This window comes from Variovorax sp. 10N420 (assembly GCF_056394705.1).
In genome coordinates, this window is the sequence record NZ_JBFTIJ010000003.1 from 214,776 (window position 1) to 230,061 (window position 15,286).

Here is a 15,286-nt window from a genome sequence, read left to right on the forward strand (position 1 = left end):
CGTCCGTGCCCGCTCAATAGCGGTAGGTGTCCGGCTTGTAAGGGCCGTTCTTGTCGACGCCGATGTAGGCGGCCTGAGCGTCGGTCAACTCGGTCAGCATGGCGCCGACCTTCTTCAGGTGAAGGCGTGCGACCTTTTCGTCGAGGTGCTTGGGCAGCACATAAACCTTGCCTGCCTTGTAGGCGTCCGGCTTGGTGAAGAGTTCGATCTGCGCGATGGTCTGGTTCGCGAAAGACGAAGACATCACGAAGCTCGGGTGACCCGTGCCGCAGCCCAGGTTCACCAGTCGGCCCTTGGCCAGCAGGATGATCTTCTTGCCATCAGGGAAGGTGATGTGGTCGACCTGCGGCTTGATTTCTTCCCACTCGTACTTGTCCAGCGACGCCACTTCGATCTCGTTGTCGAAGTGCCCAATGTTGCAGACGATCGCCTGATCCTTCATCGCCTGCATGTGCTCGTGGCGGATCACGTCGCGGTTGCCCGTGGTGGTCACGAAAATGTCGGCCTTGTCAGCGGCGTATTCCATGGTGACGACTTTGTACCCTTCCATGGCGGCCTGCAGTGCATTGATGGGGTCGATTTCGGTGACCCACACCTGGGCGCTCAATGCGCGCAGTGCCTGGGCCGAACCCTTGCCCACGTCGCCGTAGCCGGCCACGCACGCCACCTTGCCTGCGATCATCACGTCGGTGGCGCGCTTGATACCGTCCACCAGCGATTCACGGCAACCGTAGAGATTGTCGAACTTGCTCTTGGTGACCGAATCGTTGACGTTGATCGCGCGGAACAGCAGCGTGCCCTTGGCGCTCATCTCGTTCAGGCGATGAACGCCGGTGGTGGTTTCCTCGGTCACGCCGATGATTTCAGCCGACTTGCGGGTGTACCAGGTGGCATCCACCGCCAGCTTCGCCTTGATGGCCGCATAGAGAATGCGCTCTTCGTCGCTGGTCGGGTTGGCCAGGACGCTCTGGTCCTTCTCGGCGCGTTGGCCGAGGTGCATCAGCAGCGTGGCGTCGCCGCCGTCGTCCAGGATCATGTTGGGGCCTTCGCCGGCCGAGCCCTTGGCGCCGAAATCGAAGATGCGGTGGGTGTAATCCCAGTAGTCCTCCAGCGATTCGCCCTTGATCGCGAACACTGGCGTGCCGGCAGCGGCGATGGCGGCAGCGGCATGGTCCTGCGTCGAGAAGATGTTGCACGACGCCCAGCGCACGTCGGCACCCAGCGCCTGCAGGGTTTCGATCAGCACGGCGGTCTGGATCGTCATGTGCAGCGATCCGGTGATGCGGGCGCCCTTCAGCGGTTGGCTCTTGGCGAACTCTTCGCGGATGGCCATCAGGCCGGGCATTTCGGTTTCGGCGATGCGGATTTCCTTGCGGCCCCAGGCGGCAAGGGAAATGTCGGCAATGGCCTGGTCGGAGGAAGACGGGGTCTTGAGAACGGCGCTCATGTTGGCTCCAAAGCGAGTTTGAAAGATGCCACTGCGTTCGGGGAAAAGGACTCACCGCGAGACAGCGGGTGAGCGTGGTTGCGATGGTGGTCCGAGCCTCACGCCTGGCGGCGCTGCAACGCTCCTCGGAACGGCGGATTTTAGCGCTTGCTCGCAAAACCTCGCCAACAGCCTTTTTTGATCCGTCCTAGACTCCAATACCTCCAACACGCCCCTGCAACCATCAACGTCGCCCACAGGCGTCTACAACATGTCCAAAGCTCGAGCTCTTGCCACTTCGTTCGTGATTGCCGCCTCTGCCGCCATTGCCGCGCTGCCGGTGGCCTCCTCGGCGCAGACGTCGGCGCCTTCAGCCAATCAGGCAGTTCGCGTACGAGGCGTCATCGTGCATGTCGATGCAAAGTCGCTGACCGTCAAGGACCGCAGCGGCGAAGTGGTCACCATGGTGCGCCCTGCCAACCTGCGGGTCCTGGAAGTGCTCCCCTTGACCCCGGCCGCGATCAAGGCCAACAGCTTTGTCGGAGCGGGTTCGCTGCCGCAACCCGATGGCACCCAGCGGGCCATTGAAGTCCTGGTGTTCCCCGAATCCATGCGCGGGACCGGCGAAGGTTTCCGTCCCTGGGACTACATGCCCAATGGAACCATGACCAACGCCACTGTCTCGTCGCTGGGCGCCGCACCCTCATCGGGCCGCGGCGGACTCAAGCTGAGCCTCAAATACCCGGAGGGCGAAAAGACCGTGATCGTCCCACCCGGCACGCCGATCGTCACGTTCAAGCCCGCCCAGGATGATCAGTCGGCATTGCTGGTCCAGGGCGCGAAGGTCGTCGTTACCGCCCAGCTTAAGGACGGACAACCGACCGCCTCGAGCCTGTTGGTAGGCCGAAACGGCTTTACGCCACCGATGTAAATGCAAGACCGAGCGGCGCGCAGGCGGGCCGCTCGGTAAAATTGCGGGCTTTGCCTTCTGCCGCCCGCGCCCGTGAGCGCGCATCGCGTTCACTCCATGACATTCGCCTCCGAAACCCGCCGCCGCCGCACTTTTGCGATCATCTCCCACCCCGATGCCGGCAAGACCACGCTGACCGAAAAGCTGCTGCTGTTCTCCGGCGCGATCCAGATCGCCGGTTCGGTCAAGGCGCGGAAGGCGACCCGGCATGCCACCTCCGACTGGATGGAGATCGAGAAGCAACGCGGCATCTCGGTCGCTTCTTCTGTGATGCAGATGGCGTATCGCGAGCACGTCATCAACTTGCTCGACACGCCCGGGCACAAGGACTTTTCCGAAGACACCTACCGCGTGCTTACCGCGGTCGACTCCGCGCTCATGGTGATCGACGCTGCCAACGGCGTCGAAGCGCAGACGCGCCGCCTGATCGAAGTGTGCCGCCAGCGCGACACGCCCATCATCACGTTCGTCAACAAGATGGACCGAGAGGTGCGCGAGCCGCTCGAGCTGCTCGACGAGATCGAACGCGAACTGGGCATGCCTTGCGTGCCGATGACGTGGCCAGTCGGCCAGGGCAAGTCCTTCGGCGGCATCGTCAACCTGCGAACGCACGCAATGACCGTTTTCGAATCCGGCAGTGAGCGCCTTCCCCAGGATTTCGAAACCATTCCATTGACCGACCGCGAGGCGCTGCAGAAGCGCTTCGGCCATGAATTCGACACCGCCATGGAAAGCATGGAACTCGCCACTGGCGCGTCGCCCGCCTGGGACCGCGAGGCCTTCCTCGCCGGCAAGCAGACGCCTGTGTTCTTCGGCTCCGGGGTCAACAACTTCGGCGTGATGGAAGTGCTCGACGCCTTGGTCGACCTCGCGCCGCCGCCGCAACCGCGCATCAGCACGACGATGGTCAACCGCCAACCGGTCACGAAAGAGATCCTGCCGGACGACAAGGATTTCGCCGGCGTGGTCTTCAAGGTCCAGGCCAACATGGATGCCAACCACCGCGATCGCATCGCTTTCGTGCGCATGGCTTCCGGCCGATACACGCCGGGCATGAAGCTCAAGGTGCAGCGCACCGCCAAGGAACTGCGGCCGACCAGCGTGGTGACCTTCATGAGCCAGCGGCGCGAGGCCGTCGAAGAAGCCTATGCAGGCGACATCGTCGGTTTCACGACCCATGGCGGCGTGCAGTTGGGCGACACCATCACTGATGGCGCTTCGCTGCAGTTCACCGGCCTGCCCTTCTTCGCGCCCGAGTTGTTCATGACCGTGATCCTGAAGAACCCGCTTCGCACCAAGCAACTGCAGCAAGGCCTGGCGCAGTTAGGCGAGGAAGGCGCGATCCAGGTGTTCCGGCCAGAAATCGGCGGCCCGATGCTGCTCGGTGCGGTCGGCCAACTGCAGTTCGAGGTCGTGCAGCACCGCCTGAAGACCGAGTACGACGCCGACATTCGCCTCGAAGGCTGCCAGTACACCGGCGCGCGATGGATCACCGCCGATACGCCTGCCGAACTGCGCACCTTCGTCGATGCCTATCCGGCACGCATGGCGCGCGACGCGGCCGACACGCTCGCCTTCCTGTGCACTTCGCCCTATGACGTTCGGCTCGCGCAGGAACGCTTTCCGAAAATTCATTTCCACCCCTTGCGGGAGCATGCCGGCCTCGCGCTGCAGACGGCGGGCTGATGCGCACGCCCACATTGGATGCTGCCCAGCAGCGGATGCAGCCACTGAATCAATGGCCCCGGCAACCGCGGCGACAGTTGGTTGGCGTGTTCACTGACATCGACGACACGCTGACAACGGAAGGCGCGATCACGCAAGACGCCTTGCGGTCCATGGCCGCACTGAAGGCCGCAGGATTGCATGTGGTGGCGGTGACGGGCCGCCCCGTCGGCTGGAGTGAGCCTTTCGCCACTGCATGGCCCATCGATGCGATCGTTGCTGAGAACGGCGCGGTCGCTCTCGTGCCGTCTGCCACTGGCGAACTTGAAAAGCGCTACCAGCAAGACGCGGCCACGCGCGAGCGCAACTTCAAGCGCATGCAGGACGTGCTGGCGCGCATCGAGCGTGAAATTCCGGGCGCGCAACGAGCCACGGACTCCGCCGGACGCGAATGCGACATTGCCATAGACCACAGCGAATTCACAAGTCTCAGCGATTCGCAAATTGCCTCCGTCGTCGCACTGATGCAAAGCGAGGGCATGCACGCGACGGTGAGCAGCATTCACGTCAACGGCTGGTATGGCGACCACAACAAACTGGCCGGCGCCCGCTGGATCGTGCGCGAACTCTGGAACCGCAGCCTGGACCTGGAGATGTCTCGCTGGGCCTATGTCGGCGACTCAACCAACGACGCACTCATGTTCCAACACTTTGAACACAGCATCGGCGTCGCCAACGTCCGACGCTTCGAGGCCGCATTGCCGCATCTCCCCCGCTACGTCGCAACTCACGAGCGAGGCGCCGGCTTCGCAGAAGCCGCGGCCGCAGTGCTCAGCGCGCGCGACACCACCCTTCAGTAGTGCGGCGGTAACTCGTCCCGCAGGTTGCGCGATCCACCCCCTGCGCTCCCCTCCGGAATCTGTTGCCGAAGCTGCGCCACCTGCAGCAATAGCGCATCGATCTGTTGCTGTTGCCGATAAATAGTCAGATTCAGCTGATCCAGCAAATCCTCAGTAAAGCTGGCCTTGATCTCCAACTCGTCCAGCCGGCGGTCCGCATCGCGCAAATTTTCCATTCCGCCATTGGACCTGAAATCTCAAGCGCTCCGCCCCCTCTGGAGGCACAGCCCCATCCCAGAGCCGCCGCGGAACCGGCTCCGCCGGGCCGCCAGCGGCGCCCCCGGTAGGGGGTAGGCGAAGCGACACGAAGTGCGCGCAGCCTGGGGGCGAGCTCAATGCGCCAGGATCTTGTTCAAGAAGTCCTTCGTTCGCGACTGCCTGTTTTCCGGATGCCCGAAGAACTCGTCCTTCGAGCAGTCCTCAAGGATCCTGCCACCCACGTCGATGAAGATCACGCGGCTCGCAACCTTGCGGGCGAATCCCATTTCGTGCGTGACCACCATCATGGTCATGCCTTCCTTGGCGAGCGCGACCATGACGTCGAGCACCTCGCCCACCATCTCCGGGTCGAGCGCGGAGGTCGGCTCGTCGAACAGCATCACGATCGGATCCATGCTCAGCGCGCGGGCGATCGCCACGCGCTGCTGCTGACCGCCGGAAAGCTGACCCGGAAATTTGTCCTTGTGCGCCATCAGGCCCACGCGGTCCAGCATCTTGAGGCCGCGGGTCTTTGCTTCGTCGGCGCTTCGGCCGAGCACCTTGATCTGCGCGATCGTCAGGTTCTCGGTCACCGAAAGGTGGGGAAAGAGTTCGAAGTGCTGGAACACCATGCCGACCTTCGAGCGCAGTTGCGGAAGATTGGTCTTGGGGTCATGAAGCGGAATGCCATTGACCGTGATCTCGCCCTTCTGGAAAGGCTCCAGCGCATTCACGGTTTTGATCAGCGTGGACTTGCCGGAGCCCGAAGGGCCGCACACCACCACCACGTCGCCCTTGGCGATGCTCACGGAGCAGTCGTTGAGCACCTGCACGGGCCCATACCACTTAGAGACGTTCTTGATTTCAATCATTTTGTCGGGCATCTTTTTTCTCCTTCAGCGGATGATGGCGATCTTCTTGTGGAGCATCTTGACCAGACGCGAGAGCGAATAGCAGAGCACGAAATAGACGACCGCGGCCAACAGATAAGACTCCACGGGCCGCCCGAAATTCTTCGCGACGGTGTCGAAGCCCTTGAACAGATCGTAGGCGCCGATGGCATAGACGAGCGAGGTGTCCTGGAACAGGATGATCGTTTGCGTCAGCAGCACCGGCAGCATGTTGCGGAAGGCCTGCGGCAGGATCACCAGCTTCATGTTCTGGCTGTAGGTCATGCCCACGGCCTGGCCTGCGAAGACTTGGCCGCGCGGAATCGACTGTATGCCGGCGCGCATGATTTCGCTGAAGTAAGCAGCCTCGAACGCAATGAACGTGATGATGGCCGAATATTCGGCACCGACCGGTCGTCCGATCATGTTCGGCACCAGCAGGAAGAACCACAGGATCATCATCACCAGCGGAATGCTGCGCATGCCGTTGACGTAGATGGCTGCGGGGACGTCCAGCCATTTCTTGCCCGAAAGCCGCATCAGCGCCAGCAAGGTGCCGAAGACGATGCCCCCGGCAGTCGAAACGACCGTCAGGAACACGCTGAAGTAGAAGCCCTTGAGCAAATAGCTGCTGACGGTGGCCCACGTAAAGAATGAAAGATCGAGATTCATCTCAGTGGCCTCCCGTTCCGCCGGCCACCACGAAGCCAGGCACGCGGACCCTCTTCTCGACCCAGGCCATGATCCGGTTGATGATCATTGCCGAGATGATGTAGAGCACCGTCACCGCCAGGTACATCTCGGACACGCGCGAAGTCTCTTCGCCGGCCTGCATCGCAAACTGGATCATCTCGGGAATCGACACCGCGAAAGCGACCGACGAATTCTTGAAGATGTTCATCGATTCGCTGGTGAGCGGCGGAATGATGATGCGATATGCCATCGGCAGAATCACGTAGCGGTAGTACTGCGGCGTGGTAAAGCCCATCGCCATGCCCGCGTAGCGCTGCCCCTTCGGCAGCGCCTGGATGCCCGAGCGCAACTGCTCGGCGATGCGCGACGACGTGAAGAAGCCAAGCGCGAAGACCACCAGCAGAAATGGCGGTACGCCCGCAAAGACCGGAAAGATCTTCGGCACCACGTGGTACCAGAGAAAGATCTGCACCAGCAGTGGAATATTGCGAAACAGTTCGACCCAGGCGTTGCCGATGCGGACCAGCCAAGGGCTGTTCGGCAGCGTGCGAATCACGCCCACGATGGAGCCGATCACCAAGGCCACGACCAAGGAGCAAAGCGACACTGCGACCGTCCAGCCCCAGGCGGAGACCAGCCATTGCCAATACGTCGGAATCTTGCCGCCCGGGTCTTCCAGGAATACTTGCCAATCCCAATTTCCCATCGGACCTCCTCAGGCCTTTATTGCCAATTTGATTCTTGAAAACAAACGCCCGCCGCAAGGGGCGGGCGTCTGATGTCAGTGCATGCCGATCACTTGGCGACGTACGCTTCCATCGGCTTGTTGTTCGGGTTCGCCCAAGCGTTCTTGGTCGCTTCCGACATCGGGAGGCCGACCTTGGTGTTGGTCGGCGGGATCGGCTGCATGAACCACTTGTCGTACAGCTTGGCCAGCGAGCCGTCGGCGATCTGGCGCTTGATGCTGTCGTCGACCGCCTTCAGGAAGGCCGGATCATCCTTGCGGACCATGCACGCGATCGGCTCGACCGACAGCGCTTCGCCAACGATCTTGAAATCGGCTGGGTTCTTCGACTTGGAAATGTTGCCGGCGAGGATCTGGCCATCCATCACGAAGGCGTCGGCGCGGCCGGATTCGAGCAGCAGGAAGCTGTCCGCGTGGTCCTTGCCCATCACTTCCTTGAAGTCGATGCCCTGTGCGCGTTCGTTCTTGCGCAGCGTCTGCACCGACGTTGTGCCGGTGGTGGTGGCCACGTTCTTGCCGTTCAGGTCCTTGATCGAGTTGATGCCGGAGTTGGCCTTGACGGCGATCCGCACTTCCTCGACGTAGGTGGTCACGGCGAAAGCCACGTCCTTCTGGCGGGTCGCGTTGTTGGTGGTCGAGCCGCATTCGAGATCGACCGTGCCGTTCTGCACCAGGGGGATGCGGTTCTGCGAAGTGACCAGTTGGCGCTTGATGTCCAGCTTGGGCAGGCCCAACTGCTTCTGGATGTCGGCCAGGATGCGTTCGGACATCTCGGTGTGGAAGCCGACGAACTTGCCGTCGCCGATCGTGTAGGCCAGCGCACCGGACGAGTCGCGCACGCCCATGGTGACAGTGCCGGTCGACTTGATCTTCGCGAGGGTGTCATTGGCCTGTGCGAACGCTCCGCTCATGGCGAGCGCCAATGCGGCCAATGCCAATACCTGCTTCTTCATAGAAATACTCCTGAGTGCTTAAAGGTAGGTCGGGATTCTAGACATTCACATTCTGCGGGATACCGGGACCAACCCGGTGCGCGACGCACCGGCGTCGAACGCTTCCAGCGTGCAGGAGTGCCGCGTTGGTGCGCCCAACGCGTCGCGCATCGGCACTCTTGCTTAAGCAGCCTTTGTGCCCAGTTCTGCGCCGGGACTGTAATGGAGCCGGATATCTCGCGCCAATGCCGTATGCGGCTGCCGACATGCCTCGGGCTTATAGATTTGTGCAGCGCACAACAACGCACAGCCGTGCACAACCGACGGGCCCCTGGGGCAGGTCTCAACGCGGCTGCGTACCGACCAGGTAAGCCCAGAGCGCTTCGACCGTGCCCTTGGCCTGCGGCGAAGGCGCGTCATTCTTGCCGTTGCGGCCGACGGCCTTGGCAGGTGCGGCGGGGCGCTCGCGATAGGCACGGATCTCCATGGTGGCTTCGAGCCGATCGATTTCAGGCGGCAGCGCACTCACCAACGTGCGGGCACGGGCTTCTTTCCGGACCGCACTCTGCGGCAGGAAGGCAATGCCGTGACCTTCCAGCGCCATGACCTTGAGCCCTTCGGCCATGTCGGTTTCGTACACCCGATCGAGATGAATGGCCGTGCCGGATTCCTTGAGCAACTGGTCGACCACGCGGCCCAGGTACGCACCCGGCGCATAGCCGAGATACGGCAGCGGCTGCCCGGCACGCCCCGGCAGGCGAAAACGCGGTGCGCCGTCAGCGTCCGGCTTGACCCATGGCGCGACCACCTCCTCACCAAGGCTCACCATTTCATAGCGCGTGGCATCGAGCGGCAGGGGTTGCGAGGGATGGTGATAGGCGATCAGCAGATCGCAGCTGCCCTCCACCAGCCGCAGAACGGCGTCGTGCACATTCAGAGCGATCAGCCGGCTCTTCATCGGCCCGAACTGTTCGCGCAGGCTCGTGACCCAGGACGGAAAAAAAGTGAAGGCCAACGTGTGCGGAACGGCGAACTCGATCACATCCTGGCCCGCCGCCGAATGGCCTCGCAACATGGCGCGCGTGCTCTGCAAAGCCTGCAGCATCTCGATGGCTTGTCCGTACAGCGTCTGCCCTGCGGGCGTCAGGCGCGTCGGGTAGGAACTCCGATCGACGAGGTCGGTGCCGGCCCAACCTTCCAGCGCCTGGATGCGGCGGGAAAAGGCAGGCTGTGTCACGTGGCGCAACTGCGCCGAGCGGCTGAAACTGCGCGTCTCGGCCAGGCTGACGAAGTCTTCAAGCCACTTGGTTTCCATGATTCCATTATGCGAGCGCTGCGACATACTTCGGCGCTCCACTCCTATCACGCTTGCCATGAAACCCAACGAGATCCTCGAAGTCGATGCGACGAGTCTCTCGCGTCGGATAGCAGCGCGAGAGGTGTCGTGCCGCGAGTTGATGGCGGCCTCCCTGGCGCGAATCGACGCTTTGAATCCGCGCTTCAACGCCATCGTTTCGCTGCGCGATCCGGAGCAGTTGCTTGCCGAAGCGAACGAGCGGGATGCCCAACTCGCGCGCGGCGAACGGCTCGGCTGGATGCACGGATTTCCGCTCGCCGTGAAGGACCTGAGCCACGCAGCGGGGCTGCCGACCTCCATGGGCTCGCCGTTGGCGCCGCGTTCGCCATCGCGAGTGGACAGCCTGCACGTGGCACGCGCCCGCAGCGCCGGCGCCATCGTGATCGCCAAGACGAACACGCCGGAATTCGGGTTGGGCTCGCACACCTACAACACAGTTTTCGGAACAACGCTCAACGCCTATCAACCCACGCTGTCCGCCGGCGGCAGCAGCGGCGGCGCGGCCGTGGCGCTGGCGCTGGGCATGCTGCCGGTGGCTGATGGCAGCGACATGGGCGGCTCTCTTCGCAACCCAGCGGCCTTTAACAATGTGATCGGCTTCCGGCCCTCCCGCGGGCGTGTGCCGGGGTCGCCCGACGACGAACTGTTCATGCAGCAACTCGGCTGCGAAGGGCCAATGGCGCGCACTGTGGAAGACGCCGCGCGCCTTCTCGCCGTGCAGGCGGGCTTTGATAATCGCGTTCCGCTGTCATTGCAAGACAAGCTCCCTTCACCAGACACTCTGCAGCTCGAAGGAGAAGTGAAGGGTCTTCGCATCGGCTGGCTAGGCAGCGTCTGGCCCGATCTGCCACTCGCTCCCGGCGTACGCGAACTCTGCGAGCATGCGCTGCAGACCTTCCATGACCTTGGCTGCACCGTCGAGCCGCACCAACTGGATGTGGCGCGCGACCAGAACTGGACCGCATGGCTGCGCCTTCGCCAGTTGCTGGTGGGCGGCAAGCTGGGCGCGGCGTTCGCCGACCCGGCGTTGCGCGAAAAGCTCAAGCCCGAAGCGCAATGGGAAGTCGAGCAGAGCTTTCAGCTCGATGCTGCGGCGCTGTACCAGGCGTCGTTGTATCGATCGAACGTCTACCGCGCGTTCGTCCGCGCCTTCGAGAGTTTCGATTTCGTGGTGGCACCGACAGCACAGGTCTTTCCCTTTGACGCCAAGCTTGCGTGGCCCGCCCAGGTCGGCAACGTGCAGAGCGATACCTACCACCGCTGGATGGAAATCGTCACGCCTTTCACGCTCGCCGGGCTGCCCACGCTCAATGTCCGCGCAGGTTTTGGCGAAGGCGGTCTGCCGATGGGCCTGCAGATTGCCGGGCCGATCCACCGCGACCTTGCGGTGCTGCGGCTGGGCGACGCCTATGACAAGGCATGCGGCTGGGGCGCCATCCGGCCCTCCGCCCTGGACGAGCTGCCGACTTAGATCGGCGAAACGACGCCCCGCCCGGCGAAGTGCCCTTCGGCGTTTTCCATGAAGCGGTTGACCGATGCTTGCGTCGCCTCCGGCGACCAGCCGGCCATGTGCGGCGTCAGCAGGACGTTCTCGAGCCCGACAAGCGGTTCCGGGCGCTGCGGCTCGCTCTCATAGACATCCAGACCGGCGCCGGCTATGCGGTTGTCCCGCAGCGCCGCCGCTAGGGCTTCGGTGTCGACCACGCTCCCACGCGAGACGTTCACCAGGAAGCCTTGCGGGCCGATCGCATCGAGGATCCGGTCATTGACCAGATGCCGCGTACCCGGGCCGCCGGGGGTGGCGACCACCAGCATGTCCGCCCATTCGGCCAAAGCCTGAAGGCTGTCGAAGTAGCGGTGGTCCGCGCCTTCTCTCGGCTTGCGGTTGTGATAGCCGATCTCCATGTCGAAGCCCGCGGCGCGCTTGGCGATCTTCTGGCCGATGGTGCCGAGGCCGAGGATGCCCAGCTTCTTGCCCGACACATTGGGTGGATGCGGAATCACCTCGCGCCAGACGCCTTCGCGGCACAGCCGATCCAGGGTGCGGATGCGGCGCACGATGCCGATGAGCAGCCCGAACGCGTGGTCCGCCACACAGTCGTCGTTGGTGCCGGCGCCGTTGGCGGTTGCGATACCGCGTGCGCGCGTGACTTCGAGTGGGACGCCTTCGTAGCCCGCGCCCATGCAACAGACGAGTTCGAGCTTCGGCATCGCCGCAATTTCCTCGGGCGTGATGCCGATGACGCCGATGGTCAGCAATGCGCGGAACTTGCTGCCGTGCGATGCGATGGCCGCGGCGCGCTGCTCCGGAGTGGGCGCGTAGGTCAGGTCGTAGACGGCTCCAATCTGCGCTTGGTGGGCACTCGAAAGGCTGTTGAGCACCAAAAGAGGAATCTTCCCGGACATTCAAATCACTCCTGAAAACAAATCACAGCACGGGCTCCGCCGCCTCGATTTTTTGCAATCTCCACATCTGCGCGTACTTGCCCTGCTTTGCCAGCAAGTCGGCATGCGTGCCGCGCTCGACGATCACACCGCTTTCGAGCACGAGAATCTCATGCGCATCGACCACTGTCGAAAGCCGGTGCGCAATCACGAGCGTGGTCTTGTTGCGCGCGGTGCTCTTGAGTTCGGACTGGATCGCCCGCTCGTTGGCCGAATCCAGCGCGGAGGTCGCCTCGTCAAAGATCACGATCGGCGGATTCTTCAGCAGCGTGCGCGCGATCGCAACGCGCTGCTTTTCGCCACCCGAGAGCTTGAGCCCGCGTTCGCCCACGGGCGTTTCATAGCCCTTGGGCGTGTGCACGATGAAGTCGTGGATCCGTGCGGCGCGCGCGGCTTCTTCCACCTCCTCGCGACTGGCGCCCGGCCGGCCATAGGCGATGTTGTATTCGACCGTGTCATTGAAGAGCACCGTGTCCTGCGGGACGATGCCGATCGAATGCCGAACGCTCGCCTGGGTCACCTGGCGAATGTCCTCTCCGCCTATCGTGATGCGGCCCTGCTGCACGTCATAGAAGCGATAGAGCAGCCGTGCCATCGTCGACTTGCCCGATCCCGAAGGTCCGACCACCGCCACGGTCTGCCCCGCCGGAATTTCGAAGCTGACGTTCTTGAGGATCGGCCGCGCGGGCTCGTAGGCAAAGCTCACGTTTTCGAAGCGCACGGTCGAATCGAGGCCCGCCAGCGGCTTCGCCCCGGGCGCATCGCGCACTTCGCGCTCTTTTTCAAGCAGCACGAACATCTTGTCGAGATCGGTCAGGCTCTGCTTGATCTCGCGATAGATCACGCCCAAGAAGTTCAGCGGGATGTAGAGCTGGATCATGAAGGCATTGACCATCACCAGGTCGCCCAGCGTCATGCGTCCGTCGACCACGCCCTGCGTCGCACGGTAGAGCATCGCGACGAGGCTGACGGCAATCAGGCACTGCTGCCCTGCATTGAGCATGCTCAGGGTGGTCTGGCTCTTGACCGCCGCCTTGCGGTAGCGCTCCAGACTCTCGTCGTAGCGTCCGGCTTCGAAGTCTTCGTTATTGAAGTACTTGACGGTCTCGTAGTTGAGCAGCGAATCGACCGCATGGCTTTGCGCCTTCGAGTCGAGTTCGTTCATCGTCTTGCGGAACTTGGTCCGCCACTCGGTCACCGTGACGGTGAAGGCGATGTAGACCACCAGTGCAGCCAGCGTGATCCAGACGAAGCCGGAGTCGAATTTCACGCCCAGCACCGACAGCACGAGCGTCAGTTCGATGATGGTCGGCACGATGCTGTAGAGCGACATCGAGATCAGCGAATGCACACCGCGCGTACCTCGCTCGATGTCGCGCGTCATGCCGCCGGTCTGGCGCTCCAGGTGAAAGCGCAGGCTCAGCGCATGAAGATGGCGAAAGACTTCGAGCGAAATGCTGCGCGCCGCGCCCTCGGTGGCCTTGGCGAAGACCAACTCGCGCAGTTCATTGAAGACTGCCGTCGAGAGCCGCAGCAGTCCATACGCCAGGAGGAGCCCCATGGGAACCACCAGCAGCGACGCGGCGCTGCCGGGCTTGATCGACATTGCATCGACCAGGTTCTTGAGCAGCACCGGCACGCCGACATTGGCAACCTTGGCGCCGATCATGAAGGCAAGCGCCGCCATGACCCGCCATTTGTAGTTCCAGAGGTAAGGAAAGAGCCTTCGCAGGGTCGCCCAGTCAGAGCGATCGCTGCGGGCCGGCTGGCTGGCCGAGACGTGGTGGTGTGAAGAAATGGCTTCGCCGCTTCGGCGCATGGGAGACAATCGTGGCTGTTATTTGATCCAGATTGTGCCCATGTCCGCTTCTTCCAGTGCCAATGTGGCTGCCAAGCTCAAAAGCCTTCCGGCCGACATGGAACTCGTGCTCAAGGTCATCCCGATGCCGGCCGACTGCAACGCCAATGGCGACATCTTCGGCGGCTGGGTCATGGCGCAGTGCGACCTTGCGGGTTCGGTCATCCCGGCCCGCTATGCCAAAGGCCGGATGGCGACCGTCGCCGTCAATGAATTCGTCTTCAAGCAGCCGGTGCGGCTGGGCGACATCCTCTCGTTCTATTCGAAGCTGGACCGTATCGGACGCACTTCCGTCACCGTGACAGTCGAAGTCTTTGCCGAGCGCTTCAAGGCGCAGGGCGAATACATCAAGGTGACCGAGGCCACCTTTACCTATGTCGCCATCGACGACAACGGCCGCCCACGGCCCATCGCCACGGACTGATCAAAGGTCCTTGAAATCAGGGCGGCGCTTTTCCATGAAGGCGCTGAACGCCTCGCGCGCCGCGGGTTCGCGCAGCATGCGGCCGAAGCTCTGGGCCTCCTCGCCGATGCGCTCCAGCAGTGCGGCCTGCTGCGACTTCTTCATCAGGCGCTTGGTTTCGATCAACGCGCTCAGAGGCTTCGCCGCCAGTTTGCGCGCCTGTGCCTGGGCAATGCTGTTGGCTTCGGTCGGCGGCACGACGCGATTGACCAAGCCGACCTCGAGCGCCGCTTCGGCCATGAAAGGCTCTCCCAGCAGCAATGCCTCGGCGGCGCGGTGATATCCAAACATCTGCGGCACCAGCAAGCTCGATGCCGCTTCGGGGCACAAGCCGAGGTTGACGAAAGGCATCGAGAACGCCGCGTTGTCGCCGGCATAGACGAGGTCGCAATGGAACAACATCGTCGTACCGATGCCCACTGCCGGACCGCAGACGGCGGCCACGATCGGCTTCGGGAAAGCCACGATCCCGCGCAGGAAGCGGAACACCGGCGAGTCCTGCGTCGAAGGCGGCGCATTGAGAAAGTCGCCGATGTCGTTGCCGGCACTGAAGATGGTGGCATCGCCCTGGATCAGCACGGCACGCACCGCGCTGTCCTGCTCGGCCTTGGCCAGCGCGTCGGCCAGTTCGCCGTACATCGCGCTGGTGATCGAATTCTTCTTGTCGAGGCGATTGAAGGTGAGTGTCATCACACCGGCTTCGGTGTGGACGAGGATGTCGCTCATGATGGGTCCTTGCAAAAAA

Annotated in this window: 15 protein-coding genes and 1 riboswitch; of the genes, 5 read left to right on the forward strand and 10 right to left on the reverse strand. The window is 62.9% G+C overall.

Translation table 11 applies throughout. From position 1 onward, the window contains the following. Window positions 1-13 precede the first annotated feature (13 nt). A complete protein-coding gene (gene ahcY, locus AC1DEK_RS09095) occupies window positions 14-1,447 on the reverse strand; it encodes an adenosylhomocysteinase (protein ID WP_478124897.1) in 1,434 nt (477 codons plus the stop codon). A gap of 63 nt (window positions 1,448-1,510) precedes the next feature. Further along, window positions 1,511-1,580, reverse strand: a riboswitch (S-adenosyl-L-homocysteine riboswitch). A gap of 117 nt (window positions 1,581-1,697) precedes the next feature. On the opposite strand from ahcY, the gene AC1DEK_RS09100 reads away from it, so the two are divergent. The 3 genes from AC1DEK_RS09100 to AC1DEK_RS09110 all read left to right on the forward strand — a co-directional run bounded on the left by AC1DEK_RS09100 (window position 1,698) and on the right by AC1DEK_RS09110 (window position 4,921). Beyond that, window positions 1,698-2,357: a hypothetical protein gene (locus AC1DEK_RS09100; RefSeq protein ID WP_478124898.1), complete on the forward strand. Its 660-nt coding sequence runs from the start codon at window positions 1,698-1,700 to the stop codon at window positions 2,355-2,357. Between the two features lie 96 nt (window positions 2,358-2,453). Then, window positions 2,454-4,082 (forward strand): peptide chain release factor 3, encoded by a 1,629-nt coding sequence (locus tag AC1DEK_RS09105; protein WP_478124899.1) that lies wholly within the window; start codon window positions 2,454-2,456, stop codon window positions 4,080-4,082. Continuing rightward, the gene (locus tag AC1DEK_RS09110; RefSeq protein ID WP_478124900.1) at window positions 4,082-4,921 is read left to right on the forward strand and encodes an HAD-IIB family hydrolase; all 840 of its coding nucleotides are present in this window, start codon (window positions 4,082-4,084) and stop codon (window positions 4,919-4,921) included. The genes AC1DEK_RS09105 and AC1DEK_RS09110 overlap by 1 nt, the downstream gene beginning before the upstream one ends. On the opposite strand, the gene AC1DEK_RS09115 is transcribed toward AC1DEK_RS09110, so the two are convergent. From AC1DEK_RS09115 to AC1DEK_RS09140, 6 genes are all read right to left on the reverse strand, one after another. Continuing rightward, entirely contained in the window at window positions 4,915-5,136 is a 222-nt protein-coding gene (locus AC1DEK_RS09115) for a SlyX family protein (RefSeq protein WP_478124901.1), read from the reverse strand. The genes AC1DEK_RS09110 and AC1DEK_RS09115 overlap by 7 nt on opposite strands. 156 nt (window positions 5,137-5,292) lie before the next feature. After that, window positions 5,293-6,030, reverse strand: a complete 738-nt coding sequence (locus AC1DEK_RS09120; protein WP_478125278.1) for an amino acid ABC transporter ATP-binding protein — start codon at window positions 6,028-6,030, stop codon at window positions 5,293-5,295. Between the two features lie 24 nt (window positions 6,031-6,054). After that, window positions 6,055-6,720: an amino acid ABC transporter permease gene (locus AC1DEK_RS09125; protein WP_478124902.1), complete on the reverse strand. Its 666-nt coding sequence runs from the start codon at window positions 6,718-6,720 to the stop codon at window positions 6,055-6,057. A gap of 1 nt (window position 6,721) precedes the next feature. Beyond that, window positions 6,722-7,447, reverse strand: a complete 726-nt coding sequence (locus AC1DEK_RS09130) for an amino acid ABC transporter permease (protein ID WP_478124903.1) — start codon at window positions 7,445-7,447, stop codon at window positions 6,722-6,724. An 89-nt stretch (window positions 7,448-7,536) separates the two neighbouring features. Further along, entirely contained in the window at window positions 7,537-8,439 is a 903-nt protein-coding gene (locus AC1DEK_RS09135; RefSeq protein ID WP_478124904.1) for an amino acid ABC transporter substrate-binding protein, read from the reverse strand. A 322-nt stretch (window positions 8,440-8,761) separates the two neighbouring features. Then, the gene (locus tag AC1DEK_RS09140; protein ID WP_478124905.1) at window positions 8,762-9,733 is read right to left on the reverse strand and encodes a LysR substrate-binding domain-containing protein; all 972 of its coding nucleotides are present in this window, start codon (window positions 9,731-9,733) and stop codon (window positions 8,762-8,764) included. 58 nt (window positions 9,734-9,791) lie between these two features. On the opposite strand from AC1DEK_RS09140, the gene AC1DEK_RS09145 reads away from it, so the two are divergent. Then, on the forward strand, window positions 9,792-11,246 hold the full coding sequence (locus tag AC1DEK_RS09145) for an amidase (protein WP_478124906.1): 1,455 nt from the start codon (window positions 9,792-9,794) through the stop codon (window positions 11,244-11,246). Here AC1DEK_RS09145 and AC1DEK_RS09150 read toward each other — a convergent pair. Both AC1DEK_RS09150 and AC1DEK_RS09155 read right to left on the reverse strand, forming a co-directional pair. Continuing rightward, window positions 11,243-12,181 (reverse strand): 2-hydroxyacid dehydrogenase, encoded by a 939-nt coding sequence (locus AC1DEK_RS09150; RefSeq protein ID WP_478124907.1) that lies wholly within the window; start codon window positions 12,179-12,181, stop codon window positions 11,243-11,245. The two genes, AC1DEK_RS09145 and AC1DEK_RS09150, sit on opposite strands and share 4 nt — an antisense overlap. A gap of 22 nt (window positions 12,182-12,203) precedes the next feature. Next, window positions 12,204-14,039 carry an ABCB family ABC transporter ATP-binding protein/permease gene (locus AC1DEK_RS09155; RefSeq protein WP_478124908.1) on the reverse strand — a complete coding sequence of 612 codons (1,836 nt, stop codon included), beginning with the start codon at window positions 14,037-14,039 and terminating at the stop codon, window positions 12,204-12,206. Between the two features lie 40 nt (window positions 14,040-14,079). Between AC1DEK_RS09155 and AC1DEK_RS09160 the strand changes: the two genes are divergently transcribed. Next, window positions 14,080-14,502 carry an acyl-CoA thioesterase gene (locus AC1DEK_RS09160; protein ID WP_478124909.1) on the forward strand — a complete coding sequence of 141 codons (423 nt, stop codon included), beginning with the start codon at window positions 14,080-14,082 and terminating at the stop codon, window positions 14,500-14,502. Here the strand turns inward: AC1DEK_RS09160 and AC1DEK_RS09165 are convergent, their stop codons facing one another. After that, window positions 14,503-15,267 carry an enoyl-CoA hydratase gene (locus AC1DEK_RS09165; RefSeq protein ID WP_478124910.1) on the reverse strand — a complete coding sequence of 255 codons (765 nt, stop codon included), beginning with the start codon at window positions 15,265-15,267 and terminating at the stop codon, window positions 14,503-14,505. Window positions 15,268-15,286 lie beyond the last annotated feature (19 nt).